The organism is Oceanicaulis sp. MMSF_3324 (genome assembly GCF_030733545.1).
In the GTDB taxonomy this organism is placed as follows: domain Bacteria; phylum Pseudomonadota; class Alphaproteobacteria; order Caulobacterales; family Maricaulaceae; genus Oceanicaulis.
In genome coordinates this window covers 231,439-254,827 of the sequence record NZ_JASHIU010000003.1, presented here as the reverse complement: position 1 = coordinate 254,827, position 23,389 = coordinate 231,439, and the positions used below count along the sequence as shown (strand labels likewise).

Below are 23,389 nucleotides of genomic sequence, written 5' to 3'. Positions count from 1 at the left end.
GATCTCGTTCAGGGTCGGCGCTTTGCCGTGAATGCCGAAGATCATCATGTTGATGACGTCCTCGGCGGTGACGGTGTCATTCTTGAGATGATCAAGCCCGGCCTGGAAAGTGTCAGACAGGAAGAAGCGGGCGCGCGCCAGGACCCAGTCATAGGGATCGCGGACCAGCAAGACATGATGAACGGATTTGAGCGCGATCGCCGAGGCGTCGGAAAATAATAGATGCCCCCAGCTCAGTTTAGGGCGTGCAGCGTCAAACGCGGCTCTGTGCTGGCCCAGAATGGGGTGCTGGATGAAGGCGTCGTGATATTGCTGCTCCACGGGCACGAACATGCGCACGATATTGCGCATCAGATGCGTGCCCGATTTGGGCACCGAATTGAGAAAGACGGGCGCTTCAAGCGGGATCTGCTCGAACTCGGCATTCCGCGCGTTCAGCGTGTCGGGTTTGGCGATAACTCGGGGCAAGGCGGCGCCTCATCTTCCGGACGCGAATAGAAAAAGGGCGGCGGCATGACGCCGCCGCCCTTCGGTGTTCAAAGGCTTATAGCCGATCAGAACGTTTTGGTGAAGTTGACGTAGAACCGGCGGCCCATCCAGTCGTACTGGCTGTAGAAGGCCGAGGTGCCGACGGTGCTGTACTCACCGGAGATGGTGGTCACAGCCGGCGGCTGTTCGTCAAAGATGTTCGACACGCCGGCGCGGATGCTCACGGTGTCGAACTCCCGTGCGATCGAGGCGCTGTGGTAGACCACGGCTTCGGTGCGCAGCTTGTAGATGACATCGTCGCCCAGATAGGTCTGGGAAGAGTTGCCGTCGTAATAGCTGTCGAAGTTCGAGGTCTGGCCCACATAGCGCATGCCCCAGAAGGCGGACCAGTCGCCACGCACGAAGTTGAAGTTCAGCTCGCCGACGAGTTCGGGGTTGCCCGCTTCGCCGTTGGTGTCCTCAACATTGCCGCCCAGCAGGTCCACCCGGTCTTCCAGCTGGATCGCGACGCGGGAGTTCACGGTCAGGTCGCCAAAGCCGAATTCGTGGAAGTAGTCGGCGTTGATGTCGATGCCGCGATTGATCTGGCTGTTGACGTTGATGAAGCTGTCGCGAACTTCATCGATCAGATACGCGCCGTTGCTGCCGCCCGGATTGCGGGTGAACAGATCGCAGAGCGGTTCATTGGCGAAGTCGTCTGAGTCATAGCAACCGGTGATGATCCGGCTGGCGCCCAGCTGATCGACCTGGTTCTCCATCTCGATCTCGAAGTAATCCACGGCGACGCGCAGATTGATGAAGGACGGGGTCAGGATGAGGCCGAAGGTCGTGGAATCGGAGGTTTCCGCTTCCAGAACGCCCAGACCGCCCCCTGTGATCACCGTAGCCGACGAGCCCGCGCCCGTATGATCGTCAGGCACGCCTGCGGCGGAGCAATTGTTGGCGATCCGCTGGGTGATGTTGCCCGCATCGAGATTGTCCTGCCAGTTGATGCAGGGGTCGATGTTGCGTTGACCGACAAAGCTGGTCTGGTCCGCCAGATACAGCTCGAACAGGGCTGGAGTGCGGAAGGACGTGCCGTGGGTCGCCCGCAGACGCACCAGGTCGTTGAGCGCCCAGTTCAGGCCCACCTTGTAGGTGTCGCCCGAGCCATAGGAATCCACATCCGTATAGCGGCCCGACACGGTCAGGGTCAGTTCCTCAGCCAGCGGCTGGCCGGAGAGCAGCGGGATCACGGCTTCGCCGAAAACCGCCTGGGTGGTGTCATCGCCAGCCGTAATGCCGGCGCCGGAGCTGCCCCAGGCATTGTTGGCGAGGGTGATGTCGCCGGGCGTGTCGGTGATTTCGTCGGTGCGGTAATGCACCCCCAGAGCCACGCCGACCGGGCCGGCGGGCAGGGTGAACAGATCGCCCGAGACAACGCCTTCGAACGACAGTTGTTCATACACCGTGGTGCCGGTTTCCTCGCCAAACAGGAAGGCGCGCTCTTCCGGTGTCGGGTTGCCGGCCAGCAGGGACGGGCTGAGCCAGTTCACGTCCACGCAAGGCGCGCCGCGGACCGGGGTGACCGTGCCGGCGCACGAGCCGGTCGCGAACTGGTACGGGCTGATCGCGTCATCAAAGACGCGCTGGTTCCAGTACTCGCCGTCAGAGCGGGAGAATTGCAGCGATGCGTCCCACGTCCAGTCCGGCAGGAAGGGCAGGCCCTGTCCATCAATGCCGCCGACAAAACGCATGTAATCGATCGCCACCGAGCTGTCGGCGTGATCGGTCACGGCCGTCGGGGACAGCCATTGAGCGCCCGTCCAGCCTGCGCTGCGCGGGTCGCCTGCGGCCGGATCCAGATCGAACGTCGCGAAGTCGAAGTTCGAGTTGTAGATGTAGGTCCAGTACTGACGATACGCGTTGTTGTACGTCTCACGACGGTTGAACAGCGCCTCGCCGTACAGACGCGCATTGCTGGTCAGCTCGAATTCGCCCTCGGCGAACAGGGTGAAGCGTTCGGTGTCCGGCACCATGGTGGACGCATCCTGGAAGGGATGGTCGTAATCGGTCAGGGCGCGGGTCAGCGGATCGCTCTGATCCATGGCATACCAGCCGTCCGGCGTGCCCATCCAGTACGGGTTGGCGTGGTTGTTGCCGACCGGGGTCAGACCGTTGGCGGCCAGCGCGCCGGTGTGGTCGTACTGGATCAGCTTGGTGCCGGGGAAATCGAGATTCGTGGAGCCGTCCGCGAAGCCGTCGGCATAGTCATAGGTCCAGACATGGCCCCAGAGCAGGTCCTCACAGGCGAAGGCGCCGGTGCGTGGATCGATCAGGTCGGCGCGCGTGCCATCGGCATTGTGCACATAGGCTTCGCCGCACTGGAAGTAATCGCGGTCGCCCTGGGCCAGTTCTTCCTGACGGTAATAGTCGGCGGTGACACGGAAGCGGCCCCGCTCGAAGCTGTCGCCATAAGAGCCGTTGATGCGGAATTCCATGCCTGCGCCAGCTTCCGGCACGGAGGCGAAGGCGTCGAAATTGCCGCCGTCTTCATCGTTGGTGATGATGTTCACCACGCCGGCCACAGCATCAGAGCCGTAGACCGAAGACGCGCCGTCTTTCAGCACTTCAACGCGCTGGATGGCCGACAGCGGGATGACGTTCAGGTCAAAGGCGGAGACGCCGCCGCGAACGCCGGCAGGACCTGCGCGACGCCCATTCAGCAGCACCAGGGTGCGGTTCGCGCCCAAGCCCCGGAGCGACAGGGTTTCTGCGCCAAGGCCGCCATTCTGGACAAACTGGGCCGAGGTTGCGGCGGTGACTTGCGGCGAGCCGGCGGCGACGGTTGACGATTGCAGGAAGTCTGCAATGTCGAGCGAGCCCTGGAGGGCGGCCGTGTCAGCGTCGAACACTTCGATGGGCGCATCGTTGGAGAACGCGTCGCGGCGCACGCGCGACCCCGTCACGACGATACGATCGCTGGACTGCTGAGTCGTGGCGGCGGTTTCGTCGCTGTCAGTGGTCTGGGCCAGCGCGGCGTAGCCGTTCAAGCTGGCGGCCGCCAGGCTCATAAGGATGGAGGAACGCAGCAGGGCGCTGCGTTTTGTAGAGTTTGTCATGAGTGCTCCCCAAAAAGCGAACCACGCGGCGAGCGTGGAGCGCGAATGGACGACACATGACAGCTTGGTTAGAGTTTGTCACTTTTGCGTCATGCATAAAGCTATGATTTATATTCCTAAAACCAATCTCGTCTGGGTATTTCTCTATAACTTCAGGTGTCGCGATCTGCGAGGCGAGGGTGCTCGCGCTTGCCTCCCATGACGCGCCCGGTTATCCCCGCGCAAACAGATTTGCGAGGGAGGACGCTTCATGGCGCTTGCATTCACTTTTCCCGGACAAGGCAGCCAGGCTGTCGGCATGGGCAAGCCGCTGGCGGACGAGTTTGCGTCTGCGCGCGCTGTCTTTGAAGAGGTGGACGAGGCGCTCGGCCAGAACCTCTCCCAGCTGATGTGGGACGGCCCGATCGAGGAGCTGACCCTGACCGAGAACGCCCAGCCCGCCATCATGGCGGTGTCTCTGGCGGCGATGGCGGCGCTCAAATCCGATTTCGATGTGGATGTCAGCGCGGCCCAGTTCGTGGCAGGCCACTCGCTGGGTGAATATTCCGCGCTTTGCGCTGCGGGCGCGCTGTCGGTGTCAGACGCGGCGAAGCTGCTCAAGCTGCGCGGCCAGTCCATGCAGAAAGCCGTGCCGGTCGGGCAGGGCGCCATGGCGGCCCTGCTGGGCGCTGACATGGAGCAGGCCGAGAAAGCCATCAGCCTGGCGTCTTCGGAAGGCATCGTGACCATCGCCAATGACAATGCGCCCGGTCAGATCGTGATCTCCGGCGACAAGTCGGCGGTCGACGCGGCGGTCGCCGCCATCAAGGATCTGGGCGTGCGCAAGGCGATGCTGCTGCCCGTTTCGGCGCCGTTCCATTGCCCGCTCATGGAGCCGGCCGCGAACGCCATGGCCGACGCGCTCAAGGATGCGGCGCTGTCCAATCCGTCCGTGCCGGTGGTGACGAATGTGAGCGCCGGCGCCGTGTCGGACGCTGAAACCCTGCGCACCCAGCTCGTCGAACAGGTCACCGGCAAGGTGCGCTGGCGCGAAAGCGTGGACGGCATGCACGCCCAGGGTGTGGATCAGTTTGTGGAAGCGGGCGCGAAAGTGCTCACCACCATGCTCAAGCGCCACATCAAGGACGCACAGGGCACGGCCCTTGTTACGGCGCAAGATCTCGAAGCCTTTGCAGCTTCGCTTAAGGGGTAATCCTAAATGTTTGATCTCACTGGAAAGAAAGCGCTCGTGACGGGCGCGACCGGCGGTCTGGGTTCGCAAATTGCGCGGGACCTGCATGCCGCGGGCGCCTCTGTGGCGCTGTCGGGCACACGTGAAGCCGTGCTCAACGAGCTGGCGTCGGAGCTGGGCGATCGCGTGGCGGTGTGCCCGGCGAACCTGTCGGATGCGGACAGCGTGGACGCGTTGCCCAAGCAGGCGTCCGAGGCGCTCGACGGCCTCGATATCCTGATCTCCAATGCGGGCGTCACCCGCGATCAGCTGCTGATGCGGATGAAGGACGAGGACTGGGAAACCGTCATCAAGGTCAATCTGGAAGCCCATTATCGTCTGTGCAAGGCGGCGATGCGCGGAATGATGAAGCAGCGTTTCGGCCGCATCATCGGCATCACGTCCGTTGTCGGGGTCACCGGCAATGCCGGTCAGACCAATTACGCCGCGTCCAAGGCGGGCATGATCGGGTTCACCAAGGCGCTGGCCCAGGAAGTCGCTTCACGCGGCGTGACGGCGAACTGCGTGGCGCCGGGCTTTATCGAATCGCCGATGACAGATGCGCTGACCGACGACCAGAAAGCGGCGATTCTCTCCACGATTCCCGCCGGCAAGCTGGGCAATGGGAGCGATATTGCAGCTGCGTGCGTTTATCTCGCCAGTGCGGAAGCCGGTTATGTGACGGGTCAGACCTTGCACGTGAACGGCGGTATGGCGATGATCTAGACTCGTTTGGTCCGGGCGCCCGGACCGACTTGCCAGACAGTGTGCGGCTGGCGTACGAGTTTTCGGCGTGTTATCAGCCCGCACGCTTCACAGGGAGGACTTGATCCCTCCTTGCGTAAACAACACCTACGGAAGCGCGACGCCCGCCGGGATGTCCGCAAAACAGATAGATTTTTGAAAAGGGACCGACATGTCCGACGTTCTTGAGCGCGTTAAAAAGATCGTTGTCGAGCATCTCGACGTTGAAGCTGAAAAAGTCACCGAGAAGGCCTCCTTCATCGACGATCTGGGCGCTGACTCCCTCGACAATGTCGAGCTGGTCATGGCGTTCGAAGAAGAATTCGATATCGAAATCCCCGACGATGCTGCCGAGCACATCCAGACCGTCGGCGATGCGGTGAAGTTCATCTCCGAAAAGCTCGGCTAAGCCGGAGCGAGTTCTCATGTCGAAGCGTCGCGTCGTCGTGACCGGGTTGGGGCTTGTGTCCCCGCTCGGCTGCGGAACTGAGCATGTCTGGTCGCGCATTCTTGCTGGCGATTCAGGCTTGGCGAAGATCGAACACTTTGATGTGTCCGATCTGTCCAGTCACGTTGCGGGCATTATCCCGCGCGTCGACGGGCGCAACGGCGGGGGCGAAGACGTCCCCGGCTCGTTCGACCCGGATGCCGTCATGCCGGCGCGTGAGCGCAAGCGCATCGACGAGTTCATCCTTTACGGCATCGCGGCGGCGGACGAAGCGCTCGCCCATTCCGGCTGGAAAGCCGAGAATGAAGAGGCCAAGGAACGCGCTGGCGTTCTGATCGGGTCCGGCATTGGCGGTCTTCAGACCATCTATGACGCTTCGGTCACCCTGCATGAACGCGGCCCGCGCAAGCTCAGCCCGTTCGTCATTCCCGCCATGCTGATCAACCTCGCCTCGGGCCAGGTCTCGATCCGTCATGGCCTGAAAGGCCCGAACCACGCCGTGGTGACCGCCTGTTCCACCGGCGCGCACGCCATTGGCGATGCGGCCCGTCTGATCGCCTATGGCGATGCGGACATGATGGTGGCGGGTGGCGCGGAAAGCGCGATCACCCGTCTGGGCTATGGCGGCTTCGGCGCCGCCCGGGCTTTGTCCACCGGTTTCAACGACGCCCCCAAAGCCGCGTCCCGTCCCTGGGACAAGGACCGTGACGGTTTCGTCATGGGCGAAGGCGCGGGCGTTGTCGTGCTTGAAGAATATGAAGCGGCCAAGGCTCGCGGCGCGACCATCTACGCTGAAGTGCGCGGCTATGGCCTGTCCGGCGACGCCTATCACATCACGGCCCCGGCCGATGATGGCGATGGCGGCTTCCGCTCCATGACCGCTGCGCTCAAGAGCGCCGGTCTGAGCCCGGCCGATATCGGCTATGTGAACGCCCATGGCACCTCCACGCCCAAGGGCGACGAGATCGAGCTGGGCGCCGTCGAGCGTCTGTTCGGCGATGCCGCCTCCGATCTGGTGATGAGCTCCACCAAGTCCGCGATCGGCCACCTTCTGGGCGCCGCGGGCGCTGTGGAAGCGGTGTTCTCCATTCTGGCCATGCGCGACGGGATCTGCCCGCCGACCCTCAATCTGGACAATCCGTCGGTTGAGACGGCGATCAATCTCGCGCCGAAAGCGCCGGTGAAGAAAGAGATCTCGGCAGTTCTGTCGAACTCGTTCGGCTTTGGCGGCACCAACGCCTCGGTCGTCTTCGCCAAGGCTGACTAACGTCTGGATCTTGAATGGGCGAGACGCAATCCCCCGCCTCTGAACTTGAAAAGAAGCGCGGGGGCTTTGCGCGCCTGTTGCTGTGGCTGCTCGGGATCCTTGTGGTCCTGGCGCTGCTGGCCGCCGGCGCCGCCTATGGCGGCTGGGTCTGGATCAACCAGCAATTCGTCGCGCCCGGACCTGCGGGCGCGGAAGAAACCGTGTTACTGCCGCGCGGTTCGGGCCTGATCTCCATCGCCAATCAGCTCGAGCGCGAAGGCCTTGTCGACGATGCGCGCCTGTTCCGCCTCATGGTCATGATTGATGGCGGGGATCGCGACCTTCAGGCGGGCGAATTCGCCATTCCCGAAGCCGCGTCCATGGCGCAGATCTACGACATACTGCGCTCGGGGCAGACCATTCAGTATCCGGTGACCGCGGCCGAAGGGCTGACCACAGCCATGATCGTGCGCATCGTCGAGGCGAGCGCGGTCATGACCGGTGAGATCACCCGCATACCCGAAGAGGGCGCCCTGCTGCCCGAAACCTATCTGGTCAGCCGGGGCGATGACCGCCAGGCGCTGATTGATCGCATGGAAGCGGCGCAGGACGCGCTTCTGGACGAGTTGTGGCCGAACCGGGCCGAAGACCTGCCCTTTGACACGCGCGAAGAGGCGATCATCCTTGCTTCCGTGGTGGAGAAGGAGACCGGTATCGCTCATGAACGCCCGATGGTGGCGTCGGTCTTCGTGAACCGCATGCGTCGCGGCATGCGGCTTCAGAGCGATCCGACCATCATTTACGGCATTTCCCAGGGCGAAGCGCTGGGGCGCGGCATTCGGCGCTCCGAGCTCGACAATGCTGATAATCCCTACAATACCTATCAGATCGACGGTTTGCCGCCGACGCCGATTTCCAATCCGGGACGGGACGCCATCGCTGCGGTCCTGAACCCGCCGGAAGGCCGGTATCTGTATTTCGTGGCGGATGGTACGGGCGGGCACGCTTTCGCCGCCAGCCTGGCCGAGCACAACCGCAACGTGGCGCAATGGCGCCGGATCGAACGCGAACGCGCCCAAGGGGGCTAGCGGGAGGTAATCGCAATGACGCTGTCAGGCATGACAGGTTTCGCCCGAGCCGAACGGTCGGGCGCGTACGGCTCCATTTCTGTGGAAGCCCGTTCGGTCAATGGCAAGGGGCTGGATGTCCGCCTGCGTCTGCCGCAGGGGCTCGATACGGTTGAGACCCCGATCCGGGAGCTGGCCAAGGCGCGCTTCAATCGCGGATCGGTCTCGATCAATGTGACACTGGCCAATCCCGAAGGGGAGAGCGCGGCGCGCATCGATCGCGCCCAGCTCGAAGCCTATATCAAGGCCACCCAGGATCTTGTGGACAAGGGCGGCGTGCGGGCGGCGTCCGTGGGTGAGTTGCTGGCGCTGAAGGGTGTGATCACCTCTGAAGACACAGCCCTTGATGAAGACGAGGCGAAAGCGCGTGACGCAGCGGTCGTCGAGGTGGTGGAAACCGCGCTCGATGACCTCAAGGCGGCGCGGCTTGAAGAGGGCTCGGCCCTGATCTCGGTGCTTAACGGGCATCTGGAAGAAATCACGGATCTGCGCGCACAGGCGGCGCAATGCGCGGCGGCTATGCCGGACGCCATCAAGGCGCGGCTTCAGGCCAAGCTGGACGAGCTGATGTCCGGCGGCGTGGATCCGGACCGTCTGGCGCAGGAAGCGGCCATGATGGCGGTGAAAGCGGATGTGCGTGAAGAGCTCGATCGGCTCAAGGCCCATATCGACAGCGCTCACGCCCTCATTGACGGCGGATCACCCTGTGGCCGCAAACTCGATTTCCTCTCCCAGGAATTCAATCGGGAAGCCAACACGCTGTGTTCGAAATCCGCGGACACCCAGCTGACCAATATCGGACTGGCGCTCAAGGCGACCGTCGACCGCCTGCGTGAGCAGGTCCAGAATGTGGAGTAAGCGCCATGCAGGGTGATCATCTGACCGGTCCGGTCTTCCGCGGCCAGCGTCGCGGCTTCATGCTGGTCCTGTCCAGCCCGTCCGGCGCGGGCAAGACGACCCTTTCCAAACGGCTTCTGACCATGAACCCGGATCTGGTGCTGTCGGTGTCGGCCACCACGCGCGATCCGCGTCCGGGCGAGAAGCATGGCGAAGACTATTACTTCATGGAACAGGACGACTTCATCGCGAAGACGAAGACGAACGAGTTCTATGAATGGGCCAAGGTGTTTGACCATTATTACGGCACCCCGAAAGGCCCGGTCGAGGAGGCGCTCGACGAAGGCCGGGACGTGGTCTTCGACATTGACTGGCAGGGCGCCCAGGCGCTGGCTGAGAGCGCGCCGGCCGATGTGGTTCGGGTCTTCATCCTGCCGCCCTCGCTGAAGCTTCTCAGGGATCGTCTGCACAAGCGCGCCCAGGACAGCGATGAGATCATCGAAGGCCGGATGAACCGGGCGAAGGCCGAGATCGAGCACTGGAGCGAGTATGATTATGTCGTCATCAATGACGACTTCTCCCGCGCGCTTGAGAAGCTCAGCCTGATTCTGCACGCCGAACGTTTGAAACGCTCCCGTCACCCCTGGCTCGAAGGTTTTGTCGACGCGTTGATGGAGGAGTAGGGAACCGCGCGCCAGATTGCGCGTTAAGCTCTGCTGAGTGAATTCAAGGGGCGTCCGACACCATGCTGTCCAGGGCCGAGTTTCTCGTCAATCGCGTGCTCCGGTCGATCTGGTTGCGTCCCGCCGCCTATGCCGCCGGCGCGGCCTTCACCGTATTCCTGACCCCGATCATTGATCCGTTCCTGCCGTTCGAGTGGAAGGAACTGATCTCGGCGGAGACCAATGAGGCGGTGCTGACCATTCTCGCCTCCAGCCTGTTGGCGGTGGCGATCTTCTCGCTTTCCACTATGGTGTCCGCGCTCCAGTCCGCCTCGAGTTCGGCCACTCCCCGGGCCCGGACCTTGCTGGTCGAGGACGCGGCGGCCCAGAACGCCATCTCCACCTTCATCGGCGCTTTCCTGTTCAGTCTTCTGGGCGTGATCGGCACCCGGCTCGATCTGTATTCGCCCGCCGGGCGGATGATCCTGTTTGGTCTGACCGTTCTGTTGGTGGTGATCGTGGTGGCGACCCTGATCCGCTGGCTTCAACGCCTGTCGCGACTGGGTGATGTCACCGAGGCGATCCGGCGCGTGGAAGACGCCGCGCAAATCGCATTTGATAACGCCCCGGTGGCCAGGGATGTGCCCAAGCTGCCTGAATTCAGGGACGGGGTCGACCTGTACCCCAAGACGCCCGGCTTTGTGCAGAACGTGGCTCTGGAAGACCTTCAGAGCCTGTGTGAGCGTCTGGATCTCAAGCTCGTCGTGAAGGCCGCGCCCGGCGATTTCGCCGATGCGGGCGCGCCTCTGGCCCGGTTGTCCAAAGCGGTGGATCCGGCGTGTGAAGACGCCTTGTGCGCCTGCTTCAATCTGGGTTCGGACCGGGACTTTCACTCCGATCCCTGCTTCGGCCTGACGGTCCTGTCCGAAATCGCCTCGAAAGCGCTCTCGCCCGGCGTCAACGATCCGGGCACGGCGATCCATGTCATTCGCGCCATAGAGCGTGTTCTGCACAAATGGGCGCTGACGCTGGATGAACGCCGACAGTCGAACAAGGACGCGCATGCGCCGGACCAGCGTATCTTCCTGCCCGGCATTGCGGTGCGGCGCGCCTTGCGCTGCGGCTTTCATCCCATCGCCTTTGATGGCGCCGATCGCCCGGTCATCACCCAGACCCTGTTAAGCGCGCTGTCCGGGCTCAAGGCGCAGGATCGGGCGCTTTATGAAGAGGATGTCGAGACCTTGGCGCGAGAAATTCTGTCGCGCGCCATGGCGACCGTCGAGTTTGAAGGCGATCGCGACCGTCTCAAGCAGTCAGCAGACCGGATGGGTTTTCTGGGCTGATTGGCGTCATGGGCGATGCCAAGGCCCCTTGGCGCGACTCAATACCGGCTCGACTCGGTTTCCCCGCATGGTAGCGTATCTGTTCATCCTATCCCGGGGAGGGGAATAATGACCTTCAAATGCAGCCTGCTGATTGTCGCCAGTGTCTTCGCCCTGTCCGCATGTGGGGAAGGCACAGTCATCGCCACATCGGGCGCTGTTACGGAAACGGCGGCGACGAGTGCGACGGCGACGCAAACCCAGGCCGAGCCCACGCTGGGCCATTCGGCCGAAGTCTTCTTCAACACCACGTCCTATTCGATCGCGGGTGGCGGCGGGTACGCCTTCTCGCATCTGAGCGGGGACATTCTGATCTCCTCCGATGAGACCGGCGTGTTCAACGCCTATGCGCTGAACCCTGAAACCGGGACCAAGCGGGCGCTGACGACGTCCGAAACCGACGCGACTTTCGCACTGACCTGGTTTCCCAATGACGAGCGGATTCTTGTCACGGCCGACAATGGCGGGGATGAGCTGAACCATGTGTTCGTGCGTCACTCTGAAGGCGAGCTGGTGGACCTGACCCCGGGCGAGAACGTCAAGGCGAGCTTTGCAGGCTGGTCCGAGGATGGCTCGGCCTTCTGGATCGCCACCAATGAGCGCGATTCCAGCGCGTTCGACCTTTATGCCTATGATGCGGAGACCTATGAGCGCACCCTGGTCTTCGAGAACTCTGATGCGCTGGAGATCAGAGCGATCAGCCCGGACGGACGTTGGCTGGCCCTGACCCGTGCGCGCACTTCGGCGGATAGCGACATTCTTCTGGCGAATCTGAGTTCGGATGAAGCGCCGGTCCTGATCACCGAGCATGACGGCAATATCGCTTATGGCGCCTATGATTTCACGGCGGATTCCTCGGCCTTGATCTACGCCACTAACGAGCATGGCGAATGGAACCAGGCCTGGTCGTATGATATCGATACGGGCGAACGCGCGCCGCTGATCGAAGCGGACTGGGATGTCATGTATGTGGGCTATTCGCCCAGCGGCCGGTATCGCATCAGCGCTGTGAACAATGACGGCTTCACCGATGTGACCGTGCTGGACACCGAAGCGGGCCAGAGCGTGAGCCTGCCCGACAGCGTGCCCTCGGGTGACCTGGCGGGCGTCCGCTTCAATGCGGATGAGACCGAGATGGCCTTTGGCGTCACCTCCTCGGTGGCTCCGAATAATATTCACTGGGTGGACCTTGAGACCGGTGAGCACCGCCAGCTGACAGAAGCGCTCAATCCTGAGCTGGAGCCCCATGACCTTGTGGAGGCCGAAGTGGTCCGGTTTGACAGCTTTGATGGCGTCACCATCCCAGGCATCATGTATCGACCGCACAATGCCAGTGCGGATACGCCTGTTCCGGCGCTGGTGTGGGTGCATGGCGGTCCGGGCGGTCAGAGCCGCGCGGGGTACAGCGCGGCGATCCAGCATCTCGTCAATAACGGTTATGCCGTCTACGCCGCCAACAATCGCGGCTCATCGGGCTACGGCAAGACTTTCTACCACATGGATGATCGCCGCCATGGCGAGGAAGATCTGCGTGACATCGTGGCGGCGGGCGATTATCTGCGCTCGCTCGACTGGGTGCGGGACGATGCGGTGGCTGTCATCGGCGGATCTTATGGAGGCTATATCGCGGCAGCGGCGCTGACCTTTCATCCCGAAGAGTTTGACGCCGGCATCAATATCTTTGGCGTGACCAACTGGGTCCGGACCCTGGAATCCATTCCGCCCTGGTGGGCCAGCTTCCGCGAGGCGCTGTATGACGAGATGGGCGATCCGGCGACGGACGCCGAACGCCACCGCGCCATCTCGCCGCTGTTCCATGCGGATCAGATCGTCCGCCCCATGCTGGTGGTGCAGGGCGCCAATGATCCCCGCGTGCTGCAGGTGGAAAGCGATGAGCTGGTCGCCGCCGCCCGGGAGAACGGGGCGGAGGTGGAATACGTACTCTTTCCCGATGAAGGCCATGGCTTCCGTCGCCGCGAGAACCGCATCACGGCATCGGAAGCCTATCTGGACTTCCTCGATGAGCACCTGGGCGGTGGAACGACCGCATCTGAAGAGTAAGACGCTCTCGCGCGGTCAGGGTCAGGCCCTGGCCGCGCGCCAGGCTTCCGCCAGGGTGAAGAAACTCTCGGGGGCGATGGTTTCCGCGCGCGCGCCCGGATCAATGCCAGCTGCCTCCAGCAAGGCCTCTGCACTGTGTGATGTCTGGCTGGCCGCGGGGCCCAGCGATTTGCGCAAGGTTTTGCGGCGTTGGCCGAACGCGCTCTCGGTGACGATCGACAACGCCTTGAGGTCGGTGAAGCGCTGGTCTTCGGGCAGGGGTTCGAGCACCACCACCGCGCTGTCCACCTTGGGCGGCGGCGTGAAGGCGCGGGCGGGCACGGTGAAGGCGTAGCGCGACTTGGCGACAGCCGAGGCCAGAATGGCCAGGCGGCCATATTGCTTGTCGCCCGCTTTGGCCACCACGCGTTCGGCGACTTCCTTCTGGAACATCAGGACAAGCCGGGTCCACCAGATCGGATCCGCCTGCAGCCATTTGATCAACAGCGCCGTGCCCACATTATAGGGCAGGTTGGAAGCGAGGATTCGCGCGCCCTCATGGGGCAGCGCGCTCTCATCCACTTTCAGGGCGTCCGCCTCGATGATCGAGAACCGGCCCGGAACCGCGTCGGAAATCTGTTCCAGCGCCGGGATGAAGCGGCGATCCTTTTCGATCACGGTGACCCGCGCGGCGCCTTCACTCAGAAGGCCGCGTGTCAGGCCGCCCGGTCCGGGGCCGACTTCAAACACCGTGGCCTCGGACATGTCGCCGCACAGGCGGGCGATCTTGGCGGTCAGGTTGAGATCCAGAAGGTAATGCTGGCCAAAGCGCTTGTCCGCGCCCAGACCATGTTCGGCGATCACCTCGCGCAGGGGCGGCAGTTGATCGAGACTCATGCCGCCGCCTCGCGGCAGCGCGCCATAGCGTCGGCCTGGCGCAGGGCAGCGATCAGACTATCCGGACGGGCGATGCCCTGTCCGGCGATATCAAAGGCGGTGCCATGATCGGGACTGGTGCGGATGATCGGCAGGCCCAGGGTGATGTTCACGCCGCCATGAAAGTCCAGCGTCTTGACCGGGATCAGGCCCTGATCGTGATAAAGACAGACCGCCGCGTCATAGTGCGCGCGTGCCTCTTCATGAAACATGGTGTCGGGGGGCAGGGGACCGGAAATGGTCATGCCTTCCGCCCGCAGCTGATCCAGCGCGGGCGCCAGGATATCCAGCTCCTCATGGCCAAGCGCGCCATTCTCTCCGGCATGAGGGTTGAGCCCGGCCAGCGCCAGACGGGGCGCATCAAGGCCGAAATCGCGTTTGAGGGCATCGCGGACGACCCGCGCGGTGTGCGCCACCTTTTCAGGCGTCAGCGACTGGATCGCCGCCATCAGAGGCGTGTGAATGGTGACAAGCGCGGTTCTCAATCCACCGCCCGACAGCATCATAACCGGTCCGCGTGCGCCCTCCATGGCGAGGTCCGCCGTCAGATGGGCGACGAACTCGGTATGTCCGGGAAAGGCGAAGCCGATATCGTAAAGTCGCGATTTGGAGACGGGGTTTGTGACGACGGCGCTGGCCTGTCCCGTCTTGACCGCGTCCACCGCGGCTTCGATCGAACGCACCGCGTTTTCAGCCGCCTGCTCACACGAGTCCAGCGCGATGACCGGCAGGAAGTTGCTGAACACCTTGCAGGCTTCGTCTGTTGAACTGACGAGTTCCGGGCGCGGCATGTCAAGCAGGCGGGCCGCAGCCATCAGCGGCTCCGGATCGCCATAGACGACGAAGCACAAATCCGCATCGCGGAGTTCGCGCCAGGCTTTCAGGCTGAGTTCGGGGCCCACCCCGGAAGGGTCACCCAGGGTCAGGGCCAGTGGCGCGCGGCTCACCGGATCTCGATGGTGGCGTCGCGGCGCAGGTCACGCAGCCAGCGACGGGACAGAAGAGACAGCTGCTGGTTGACCAACTGGTTCTCGACCTGATCCGCGCTGGGCACGCCAGGGCCGGTGAGAGCCTTGTCGCACAGAACGAAGACCTGGGCGCCGGCGGCGGTATCCAGCACCGGTGTGGCGGCGACCGGCTCCAGCCCGTCCAGGGCTTCGCGAATGGTCGGCACCAGCGCATTGGCGCCGACTTCACCCAGATTGGTCACGAAGGCGCCGTCGATCTCGCCCATGCTCGTATCCAGAGCGTCGCAGCTCGAGACACGCGCGGCCGCCTCGCTCAGTGCTGAGCGATTTTCGTCGGTGAGACGGGAGTTGGGAATGGTGATCTGGGCCAGGGTCAGCTGTTCGATGACCTGACCTTCTCGTCGGTCGATCAAGGCGATGATCTGGAACCCGCCGGGAATCCGGATCGGGTTTGAGATCTGGCCGGGCTCCATCTGGGTCACGGTTTCAGCGACCTGAGCGTTGATGCCCGACAGCGGCAGATATCCGGTATCACCGCCAGAGCTGGCGCTTGCGGCGTCAGAAAACTGGCTGGCGATGGCCTGGAAAGGCGCGCCCTGACGCAATTGCTCGTACACGGTCTGGATAATGCCGACGGCCCGTTCCTCACCGCCTTGCGGCGTGATCTCGATGAAGATTTCACCCAGTCGGTATTGCGGCTGGGAGGCCGACTGGATGAAACGATCCAGCGCGGTTTCAATCTGCTGATCGGAAATGCGGATGCGTGAGCGATAGCGGCCGCTGACCAGGATCTGCCAGGCGATGTCCGCTTTCACCTGCTGGCGCAGCGTATTGATGTCGATACCGCTGGCCGCCAGGTCGGCTTCGACCTCTTCGACCGTCGCGCCGGAACGCGCGGCGATATCGGCGATGGCGTCGTCAACCTCGGCCTCATCCACTTCCAGCTCGAATTGCTGAGCCTGTTGAAGCTGCAAGGTCTCGTCCACCAGACCGCGAATGGCCTGGTCCTGGATGCGCGTCAGCATTTCTTCGGTGGGCTGGACGCCAGCCGAGGAAATGATCAGGCGCATGCGGTTGCGCACGTCCAGCGTGGTGATCGGCTGATCGTTCACGACAGCAGCGATGCCTTCGACCTGCTGGGCGGAGGCCGTGGGCGCAGCGGTCACCATTGCGATGCCGGCGAGGATAGTCAGCGCGAGTCGGAACGCCATGTAAGAACCATAGGGTTAGAGGTGTTCAGGCAAGATACCGATACACGGCGCCGACGCAATCGCCGGACTGCGTGTAAGGCGTTAATCTTCACTCAGCCCGCCCAGGGTGAACAGGACGATCTCCAGTTTCACGGAGTTGCTCGGCCCCAGATTGGCGACGTCGATATTGTCGCGTTCCCACAGGACGCGCAGATTCGTGCATTCGTCTCGATACTGCAAACCGGCGCGCTGTCGGCGAATCTCGTTCTCTTCAAGATCAACGACGCCGTTATAGATCACCGACCATTCATCAGTGAGCGCGAACCCGGCCTGGGCGGTGAGTTCTTCAAGCTGGCGGGTGGAGGCGGCGTCCGTGCGGCGCGTGTAACGCGCATTCATGGAGACGCGCCAGGCTTCGAACCCGGTGGTCAGGTCCAGCCGGTTCAATTCATGGCTTTCTGAGTCGATCCGGGCCCGCGCATCCAGGTCAAACTGGCCCAGATCAATCTGGATCTGACCGATCCAATCCGAATCATCGTCAGCGAGGCCGCTTGAGGCCGGAAAGCGCTGATCGCCATCCAGGCGAAAGCTGCGACCGGCGAACACCTCGACTTCGCCGGGCAGGGCGCTGTCCCAGTCTGCGGCGACGGTCAGGCCCACATCAATCCGGGCGCCGTCCTCCCAAAGATCATAGCCATTGGCGCGGGCGGCGTCGAAGAGCTGGCTTTGCTGGAACTCGATCGAGGTGCTGTCCACATTCACCGGGGTCTGGTCGGCATTGTCGCTGCTGGCGAAGATCGCCGCAGCCCGCGGCGCGATCAGCCAGTTCACGTTCTGACCGGGGCGGACAAACGGCAGGCTGAGATCCAGACCCGCCGCGCCCAGGGCGCGCGTGGTGTTGGTCTGGTCGATCTCTTCGCCCGTGGCGTCGGTTTCGTTGAAGGCGTACGCATCCGCGCGCCCCATGGCGAAGGCTTCCGCACGCAGGCCGCCGGGCAGGATCGTCGGACGGCTCCAGTCGAGCCCCAGGCTGGCGCGCGTATAGTCATCGCCCGCATTGCGATGGAGGTTGACGGTGTTGAAGCTGAAATCGAGGTCGCCGGCCCAGTTGGGCAGAGGCAGTTCCGCGCCAAAGCGGATCAGCGGAGAAATGAAGGGCAGGGTGTCGTCATCGACATTGAGCTGCAGCTTGTTGAAGTGGATCGCGGTGGCGTCGCCGTGGAAATGCTCTCCATCCGCGATGAAGAACAGCTGATTGAGCAACATGCGCTGGTCGGCGATGGTGAACAGGCCGTCGGCGCGATCAGGCGATTCCTCATAGTCATAGCGGCGCAGATAGAGATCTTCGCTCACCGCCTCGACGCCAAACCCCCAACGCAGGTTCTCATTGAAACGGAACAGGCCGTCAGCGAACACATGGCCGCGCAGTTCTCCCTCACCGAACTTTCCGTCCTGATCGAACTCCTGCTCATAGGTGAAGCTCGTCTGGACGTTCATTTCGCCTGAATAGAAGCGTCGGCTCCAGTCCAGCTGCAGGAGCGGGTTCACCTTGCCCATGTAGCGCGGAGCGATGATCAGTTCCTGGGAGGAGCCGATCGCCCACAGATAGGGCTGCTGATAGCTGAAACCCAGGCGGTTCGAATTGTTCAGAACCGGAAACAGAAAGCCCGACTGGCGTTCGGCGGACGGGTCGGCATGGGCGAAGACCGGGGAATACAGGATCGGCCGCCCCAGCACTTCCAGGCGGACATTGCGGTAATAGATCACCTTGTTCTGGGTGTCGCGAACCACGCGCGTGGCGCGCAGCCGCCAGGTGGGTTCGCCTTCGCCGTCCTCGCACAGCTCGCACGCAGTGTAATAGGCGTTTGAGAGCTCGACCGAGCCGTCGGGACGCCGCAAGGCTGCGCCCGCCGCCGCCCGGCCATTGTTTTCAAGAAGCGTCGTGAAACCGCGCGCCACGCCTTCGCGCAGATCGTCGCTCAGTTCGACTTCCTCGGCGTACTGGGCCGGTTCGGCCCCGTCGAAGATCTGCACGCCGCCGCTGGCGACCACCCGGTTGATGGCGGGATTATAGGTCAGCTCTTCAGCGAACAGGACGCGATCGCCGGTCTGAACCCGAACATTTCCGCGTGCAATATAAAGACCTTGCTCGCGATCCTGGATCAGCTCGTCCGCATCCAGATAGACCCGATCGCTGCTGATGGACTGGGCCATCGCCGCTGGCGCCGCCGCAAGAAGGGCGGCCGCCGCCGCAGATCGGTAGAACGCTTTCATGATCGGTGTTCAGTCCCTTGGCCAAGCCCCAGTAAGTCCTGTATCGGATTGGGGCGCCATCGTCCACGCATCAGCCGTCTTCAGTGGCGGCGATGAAAAACAAACCGGCCAGTGAAAACAGCGCCGGCGTGGTCCAGGCGGCTGTCATGGGCGTAATGGCGCCCGAGGCGCCCAGCCCCAGCATGAGTTCCTGGCTGAAATAGAGAATAAAGCCTGCAATCGCCCCGGCGGCGGCGAACCCGGCGGCCCCGCCCAGTCGGTGCAGCCGCAAGGTGGCGGCGATCCCCATCAGCGCCGCCGCAACCAGCATCAGCGGTTGGGCGAGCAGGCCATGCCAGCGCAGCTCGTAGGCCAGCGAGGACAGCCCCGCATCCCGCGCCGAGGCGATGACAGCCGGCAACTGCCAGAATGAGACTGCGCCGGGTGAACGGGCGCGTTCAAACAGTGCCTGACGGCCCACATTGGTGGGCAGCGCCACATCCCCCAGTTCGGAGGCTTGTCCGCCGGGCGCGTATTCAATCGCGTTGGTCAGGCTCCAGAAGCCGCCATTGAGCTCGGCCTCGTCCGCCGTGATCCGGCGATCGAGCAGAGGCGCCCCTGTCTCGGACAGGACATATTGGCGAAAGACCGGCTCGGTCAGTCTGGCGTCTTCGCCGCCTTGTTGTTGAGCGGTGATCATGACGTAGCCGGTCGCGGTGGTCTCGCGCAGCCAGACCGGACCCGACTGGTCTGCACCGCTGGACTGGCCCTCGCCTTCGAACAGGGCTTCGCGGGTGGCCTCGAACCGGGCGTTTGACGCTGCGCCCAGAGGATTGAGCGCCAGGGTGCTGATCGCGCCCGTCAGGGCGGCGAGAATCGCCACCGGCGCCAGAATACGCCAGGCGGAATAGCCCGAGGCCCGCATCACGATCAGTTCGGACCGGCGGTTGAGGCGGAAGAAGGTGAACAACACCCCGAACAGGACGATGAAGGGCAGGGTGTCCTGCACCAGCAATGGCGCCTTGAGCAGCGACAGATGCAGCGCCTGGAAAGGCGAGATGCCGACTCGGGTGCCGATATCGCGAGAGGTTTCGACAAAGTCGATCAACAAGATGACGGCGGTGATGATCACAGCCGCGCCGATCAGACCGATCAGCGTCTGGATGAACAGATAGCGCCACAGACGACCAATCATGTCTGGGCCTCCGCCTCGAGCGCCGGTTCGGGGCGCGGGGCGCGGCGGCGCGGTCGACCGATGATGGCGATGGCGGCGCCAATGCCGATCAAGGGGACGAGGTATTGCACCGCATTCATGCCGTCATCGGATTCCGCCGCCGCCTGAATGGCGAAGCCGACCAGGCGCAGAACTACGGCGCCGGCGCCGGCGATGATGAGATTGCGGCCATAGCCAATACGGCGATGCTCGCCGGACATATAGGCGGCGAGCGCAATCAGCGCGAAAGCGAGATTGTAGAGCGGCGCGGACAGCCGGTAATGCCCTTCGGCATAGAGTCGGCCCTTGCCGCCCGCGCGCGCGATGTCGGCGGGGGTGGGACGCAGGAGCTCGGGCAGATACTTGTCGCTCTCCTTGAAAAAGAGCGAGGCGGTGTTGTCCACGAACAGGGTGAGCTCGACCTTGGTGCTGTCAAAGCTGAGATTGGTCAGCACACCGGACTGGTCGACCTGGGTGCGCACGCCGTCCTCGAGCAGCATGACCGGTCCGCGCTCTGAAGCGGCGATGCGGCCGCGCCGCGCCGCGTAGGCGGCGGACTGGCCGGTGCGATCATCCATGATGAACACGTCATTGAGCACGGAGTCATCGCTGATCTCGCGCACATAAAAGGTCACCTGGTCGCCCAGCGGCACGAACTCGCCTTCGCGCATGAAGCTGGCGGCGAGATCGGTGCGAATCTCGAACAGCTGCTGACGCATCAGGCGAAAGCTGGCCGGCTGGACGAACAGATTGATCACTAGATTGACCAGAACCACATAGATGGCGAGCCGCACAAAGGGGCTGACCCGCTGGAACCGGCTCATGCCGGCTGCGGCTGCGACGGTCAGTTCGGAATCACTGGTCAGGCGATTGAGCGCAATCGCGACCGCGAGGAAGACGGCGATGGGCAGCAGCAGCGCAATCACCTGCGGCATGGCCAGCACGGTGATGGTGATCAGCACCAGCGCGGTTTCCCCGCGCTCGGCCATCAGATCAAGATTGGACAGGGACTGGGTCAGAACCGCCAGCCCGGTCAGCGCCGCCATGGCACCGAGAAAGGGCCACAGCGCCTGTCTGAAAGTATAGCGTTGAAACAGGGTCATTCGGCGCCAATGTGAAGTCGGTCGGGCAGTCCGCAATCATGAAGACCGCATCTTCTAACGCGGGTTGGGATGCGATACCACTGCTCGCATGGAGTTCTCCATCAGGCCGCGCGGGTCTCGCGCGCCGAAATCTTGCTGATACTGGAAAGGTTTGCCATGAAAATCTCGTTTGCCGCCTCCGCTTCGGGTGATGCAATTGCAGCGCCGGTCTTCGCTGATCGCGCCCTGTCGGACGCTGCGAAGGCGCTTGATTCGGCGACGTCCGGCGCGGTGACCCGCGCCATCGAGGCGTCTCGCTTCAAGGGCGGCGCAGGCGACCTTCTGGAAATTGCAGCGCCGGCGGGCGTGGATGCGACCCGCATCGTGCTCTTCGGCTTGGGCGACAAATCCAAGCTGGATGGCAATGGCGCAGAGAAAGCGATCGCGGGCGTCATCAAGTCGCTTCTGATCTCCGGCGCCAAGGCTGTGTCCGTGCACCTGGACGGCGATGCCGATCTTCTGTGCCGCGGCGCGCTGGGCGGCCATCTCGCCGCCTACCGCTTTGACACCTATCGCACCAAGCTCAGCGACGACAAGAAGCCGTCCGTCGAAAGCCTCGAATTCGTCACCGACAAGGCGGATGCGGCTGAAAAGCTCTGGGCGGATTGGGCGCCGGTGGCGCATGGCGTCACCATGGCGCGCGATCTGGTGAACGAGACGCCGAATGTTCTCTATCCGGAAAGCTATGCTGAAAAATGCAAGGAACTCAGCAAGCTCGGCCTTGAGATTGAAGTGCTGGGCGAGGCCGAGATGGAAAAGCTCGGCATGCACGCGCTTCTCGGCGTCGGCCAGGGTTCGGTGCGCGAATCCAAGATGGTCATCATGAAGTGGAATGGCGGCAAGGATGGCGACAAGCCGCTCGCCTTCATCGGCAAGGGCGTCACCTTTGACTCCGGCGGCATCTCGCTGAAGCCGGGCCAGGGCATGGACGAAATGAAGGGCGATATGGGCGGGTCCGCCGCGGTGGTCGGCCTGATGGCCGCGCTGGCCGGTCGCAAGGCCAAGGCGAATGTCATCGGCGTGATCGGCCTGGTCGAGAACATGCCCGACGGCAATGCCCAGCGTCCGGGTGACATCGTCAAATCCATGTCCGGTCAGACCATCGAGATCCACAACACCGACGCCGAGGGCCGCCTCGTCCTGGGTGATGTGCTCTGGTACACCCAGGACCGCTTTGATCCGAAATTCATGATCAACCTGGCGACGCTCACCGGCGCGATTCTGATCGCGCTGGGCCATGAGCATGCGGGCGTGTTCTCCAATGACGACGATCTGGTCGGCAAGCTGGAGAAAGCGGGCAAGGCGTCCGACGAAACCGTCTGGCGTCTGCCGATCGGTCCGGAATACGATCGTCAGATCGACACCCCGAACGCGGACATGAAGAATGTGGGCGAGGGTCGTCTGGCTGGGTCGATCACCGCGGCGCAATTCCTCAAGCGTCACGTCAATGAAAAGCCCTGGATCCACATCGATATCGCCGGCGCCGGCATGAATGCCGGCTCCAAGGATCCGCGCATCCCCACCTTCGGCACCGGTTATGGCGTGCGCCTGCTGGACCGTCTGGTGCGTGACAACTACGAGGGCTAACGCCTTCTCGCAGCGCCCCCGGCCACGCGCCGGGGGCGTCGCCATTCAGGACGCATCATGGCCGAGCTGTGGTTCTATCATCTGGAAAACGCCAGTGTTGACGAGGCGTTGCCGGAACTTCTGACCAAGCTGATGGAGCGGGGCGGCCGCGCTGTAGTGTGCAGTCAGGAAGAGAGCCGGCTCGAGCATCTGGACAGTCATTTGTGGACCTTCCGCGATGACAGCTTCCTGCCCCATGGTCGCGCAGACGCTGATCATGTGGAGCACCAGCCGATCGTGCTGTCAGACCGCACTGACAATCCCAACACCGCCAGCATGCTGTTTTGCCTCGATGGCGCCGATCCGGGCGATGTGTCCGCCTGGGACCGGGTGGTGGTGATGTTTGAAGCCAGCGATGAAACCAGCCTGGCGCGCGCCCGCGCGCTCTGGGCTGCCCAGAAAAAGTCCGATATTGCGATTAGCTATTGGCGTCAGAATGAAATGGGCCGCTGGGAGCGCAAAGCATGATCCGTACACTCGTTATCCTCGCCGCCGGTCTGACCCTGACCGCCTGCGCCTCGACCGCTTCGACCGTGAACCCGGATGCCGGGGCGGGCCCCGTGCCCACGCCCGAGGCCCAGCTCTGCGCCGCCGAGGCCTATCAGGTGCTGGTCGGCCAGCCCGTGGGCGGGGTGCATACCGACAGCCTGCCGCGTCCGCATCGTGTCTATGGCCAGGGCGATCCGGTCACCATGGATTACCGCCCCGACCGCCTGAACATCGTGGTCGGCGAAGACGGATCGATCATTGAAGTGAAGTGCGGGTAGGGCCTGAC

General features: G+C 63.2%; 19 protein-coding genes and 1 pseudogene. 12 read left to right on the top strand and 8 right to left on the bottom strand.

The genetic code is table 11. The features are described from left to right. Nucleotides 1-468 (bottom strand): annotated as a pseudogene (locus RBA95_RS05645) (hypothetical protein); the annotation flags it as partial. A gap of 86 nt (nt 469-554) precedes the next feature. Then, on the bottom strand, nt 555-3,590 hold the full coding sequence (locus RBA95_RS05640; RefSeq protein WP_306015845.1) for a TonB-dependent receptor domain-containing protein: 3,036 nt from the start codon (nt 3,588-3,590) through the stop codon (nt 555-557). Nucleotides 3,591-3,840: 250 nt separating this feature from the next. Here RBA95_RS05640 and fabD point away from each other — a divergent pair, with 250 nt between their 5' ends. From fabD to RBA95_RS05595, 9 genes are all read left to right on the top strand, one after another. Next, nucleotides 3,841-4,782 (top strand): ACP S-malonyltransferase, encoded by a 942-nt coding sequence (fabD, locus tag RBA95_RS05635; protein WP_306015844.1) that lies wholly within the window; start codon nt 3,841-3,843, stop codon nt 4,780-4,782. A gap of 6 nt (nt 4,783-4,788) precedes the next feature. Then, entirely contained in the window at nt 4,789-5,526 is a 738-nt protein-coding gene (gene fabG / locus RBA95_RS05630; RefSeq protein ID WP_306015843.1) for a 3-oxoacyl-[acyl-carrier-protein] reductase, read from the top strand. A gap of 190 nt (nt 5,527-5,716) precedes the next feature. Beyond that, nucleotides 5,717-5,953 carry an acyl carrier protein gene (locus RBA95_RS05625; RefSeq protein WP_009800441.1) on the top strand — a complete coding sequence of 79 codons (237 nt, stop codon included), beginning with the start codon at nt 5,717-5,719 and terminating at the stop codon, nt 5,951-5,953. 16 nt (nt 5,954-5,969) lie between these two features. Continuing rightward, on the top strand, nt 5,970-7,259 hold the full coding sequence (gene fabF / locus RBA95_RS05620) for a beta-ketoacyl-ACP synthase II (RefSeq protein WP_306015842.1): 1,290 nt from the start codon (nt 5,970-5,972) through the stop codon (nt 7,257-7,259). Nucleotides 7,260-7,273: 14 nt separating this feature from the next. Then, entirely contained in the window at nt 7,274-8,326 is a 1,053-nt protein-coding gene (mltG, locus tag RBA95_RS05615) for an endolytic transglycosylase MltG (RefSeq protein WP_306015841.1), read from the top strand. 15 nt (nt 8,327-8,341) lie between these two features. Next, nucleotides 8,342-9,223 carry a YicC/YloC family endoribonuclease gene (locus tag RBA95_RS05610; RefSeq protein ID WP_306015840.1) on the top strand — a complete coding sequence of 294 codons (882 nt, stop codon included), beginning with the start codon at nt 8,342-8,344 and terminating at the stop codon, nt 9,221-9,223. A gap of 5 nt (nt 9,224-9,228) precedes the next feature. Continuing rightward, on the top strand, nt 9,229-9,885 hold the full coding sequence (gene gmk / locus RBA95_RS05605) for a guanylate kinase (RefSeq protein WP_306015839.1): 657 nt from the start codon (nt 9,229-9,231) through the stop codon (nt 9,883-9,885). A gap of 62 nt (nt 9,886-9,947) precedes the next feature. Further along, nucleotides 9,948-11,207, top strand: a complete 1,260-nt coding sequence (locus RBA95_RS05600) for a DUF2254 domain-containing protein (RefSeq protein ID WP_306015838.1) — start codon at nt 9,948-9,950, stop codon at nt 11,205-11,207. Between the two features lie 108 nt (nt 11,208-11,315). After that, nucleotides 11,316-13,307: a S9 family peptidase gene (locus RBA95_RS05595; RefSeq protein WP_306015837.1), complete on the top strand. Its 1,992-nt coding sequence runs from the start codon at nt 11,316-11,318 to the stop codon at nt 13,305-13,307. 21 nt (nt 13,308-13,328) lie between these two features. On the opposite strand, the gene rsmA is transcribed toward RBA95_RS05595, so the two are convergent. The 6 genes from rsmA to RBA95_RS05565 form a co-directional block, all read right to left on the bottom strand. Then, a complete protein-coding gene (gene rsmA, locus RBA95_RS05590; RefSeq protein ID WP_306015836.1) occupies nt 13,329-14,183 on the bottom strand; it encodes a 16S rRNA (adenine(1518)-N(6)/adenine(1519)-N(6))-dimethyltransferase RsmA in 855 nt (284 codons plus the stop codon). Next, nucleotides 14,180-15,169, bottom strand: a complete 990-nt coding sequence (gene pdxA, locus RBA95_RS05585; RefSeq protein WP_306015835.1) for a 4-hydroxythreonine-4-phosphate dehydrogenase PdxA — start codon at nt 15,167-15,169, stop codon at nt 14,180-14,182. Before pdxA ends, rsmA begins: the two co-directional genes overlap by 4 nt. Next, the gene (locus RBA95_RS05580) at nt 15,166-16,401 is read right to left on the bottom strand and encodes a peptidylprolyl isomerase (protein WP_306015834.1); all 1,236 of its coding nucleotides are present in this window, start codon (nt 16,399-16,401) and stop codon (nt 15,166-15,168) included. Before RBA95_RS05580 ends, pdxA begins: the two co-directional genes overlap by 4 nt. An 81-nt stretch (nt 16,402-16,482) precedes the next feature. Next, nucleotides 16,483-18,654, bottom strand: a complete 2,172-nt coding sequence (locus tag RBA95_RS05575; RefSeq protein ID WP_306015833.1) for an LPS-assembly protein LptD — start codon at nt 18,652-18,654, stop codon at nt 16,483-16,485. Nucleotides 18,655-18,724: 70 nt separating this feature from the next. Beyond that, the gene (locus RBA95_RS05570; protein ID WP_306015832.1) at nt 18,725-19,828 is read right to left on the bottom strand and encodes an LptF/LptG family permease; all 1,104 of its coding nucleotides are present in this window, start codon (nt 19,826-19,828) and stop codon (nt 18,725-18,727) included. Beyond that, nucleotides 19,825-20,949, bottom strand: a complete 1,125-nt coding sequence (locus tag RBA95_RS05565; protein WP_306015831.1) for an LptF/LptG family permease — start codon at nt 20,947-20,949, stop codon at nt 19,825-19,827. Before RBA95_RS05565 ends, RBA95_RS05570 begins: the two co-directional genes overlap by 4 nt. Nucleotides 20,950-21,105: 156 nt before the next feature. Here RBA95_RS05565 and RBA95_RS05560 point away from each other — a divergent pair, with 156 nt between their 5' ends. Genes RBA95_RS05560 through RBA95_RS05550 form a run of 3 tightly spaced genes read left to right on the top strand, consistent with a single transcriptional unit; the run spans nt 21,106 to nt 23,381 of the window. Then, nucleotides 21,106-22,575, top strand: a complete 1,470-nt coding sequence (locus RBA95_RS05560) for a leucyl aminopeptidase (RefSeq protein WP_306015830.1) — start codon at nt 21,106-21,108, stop codon at nt 22,573-22,575. 57 nt (nt 22,576-22,632) lie between these two features. Further along, complete coding sequence (locus tag RBA95_RS05555; RefSeq protein WP_306015829.1) at nt 22,633-23,082, top strand: DNA polymerase III subunit chi; 450 nt, start codon at nt 22,633-22,635, stop codon at nt 23,080-23,082. Then, nucleotides 23,079-23,381 carry an I78 family peptidase inhibitor gene (locus RBA95_RS05550; protein ID WP_306015828.1) on the top strand — a complete coding sequence of 101 codons (303 nt, stop codon included), beginning with the start codon at nt 23,079-23,081 and terminating at the stop codon, nt 23,379-23,381. Before RBA95_RS05555 ends, RBA95_RS05550 begins: the two co-directional genes overlap by 4 nt. Nucleotides 23,382-23,389: the final 8 nt, after the last annotated feature.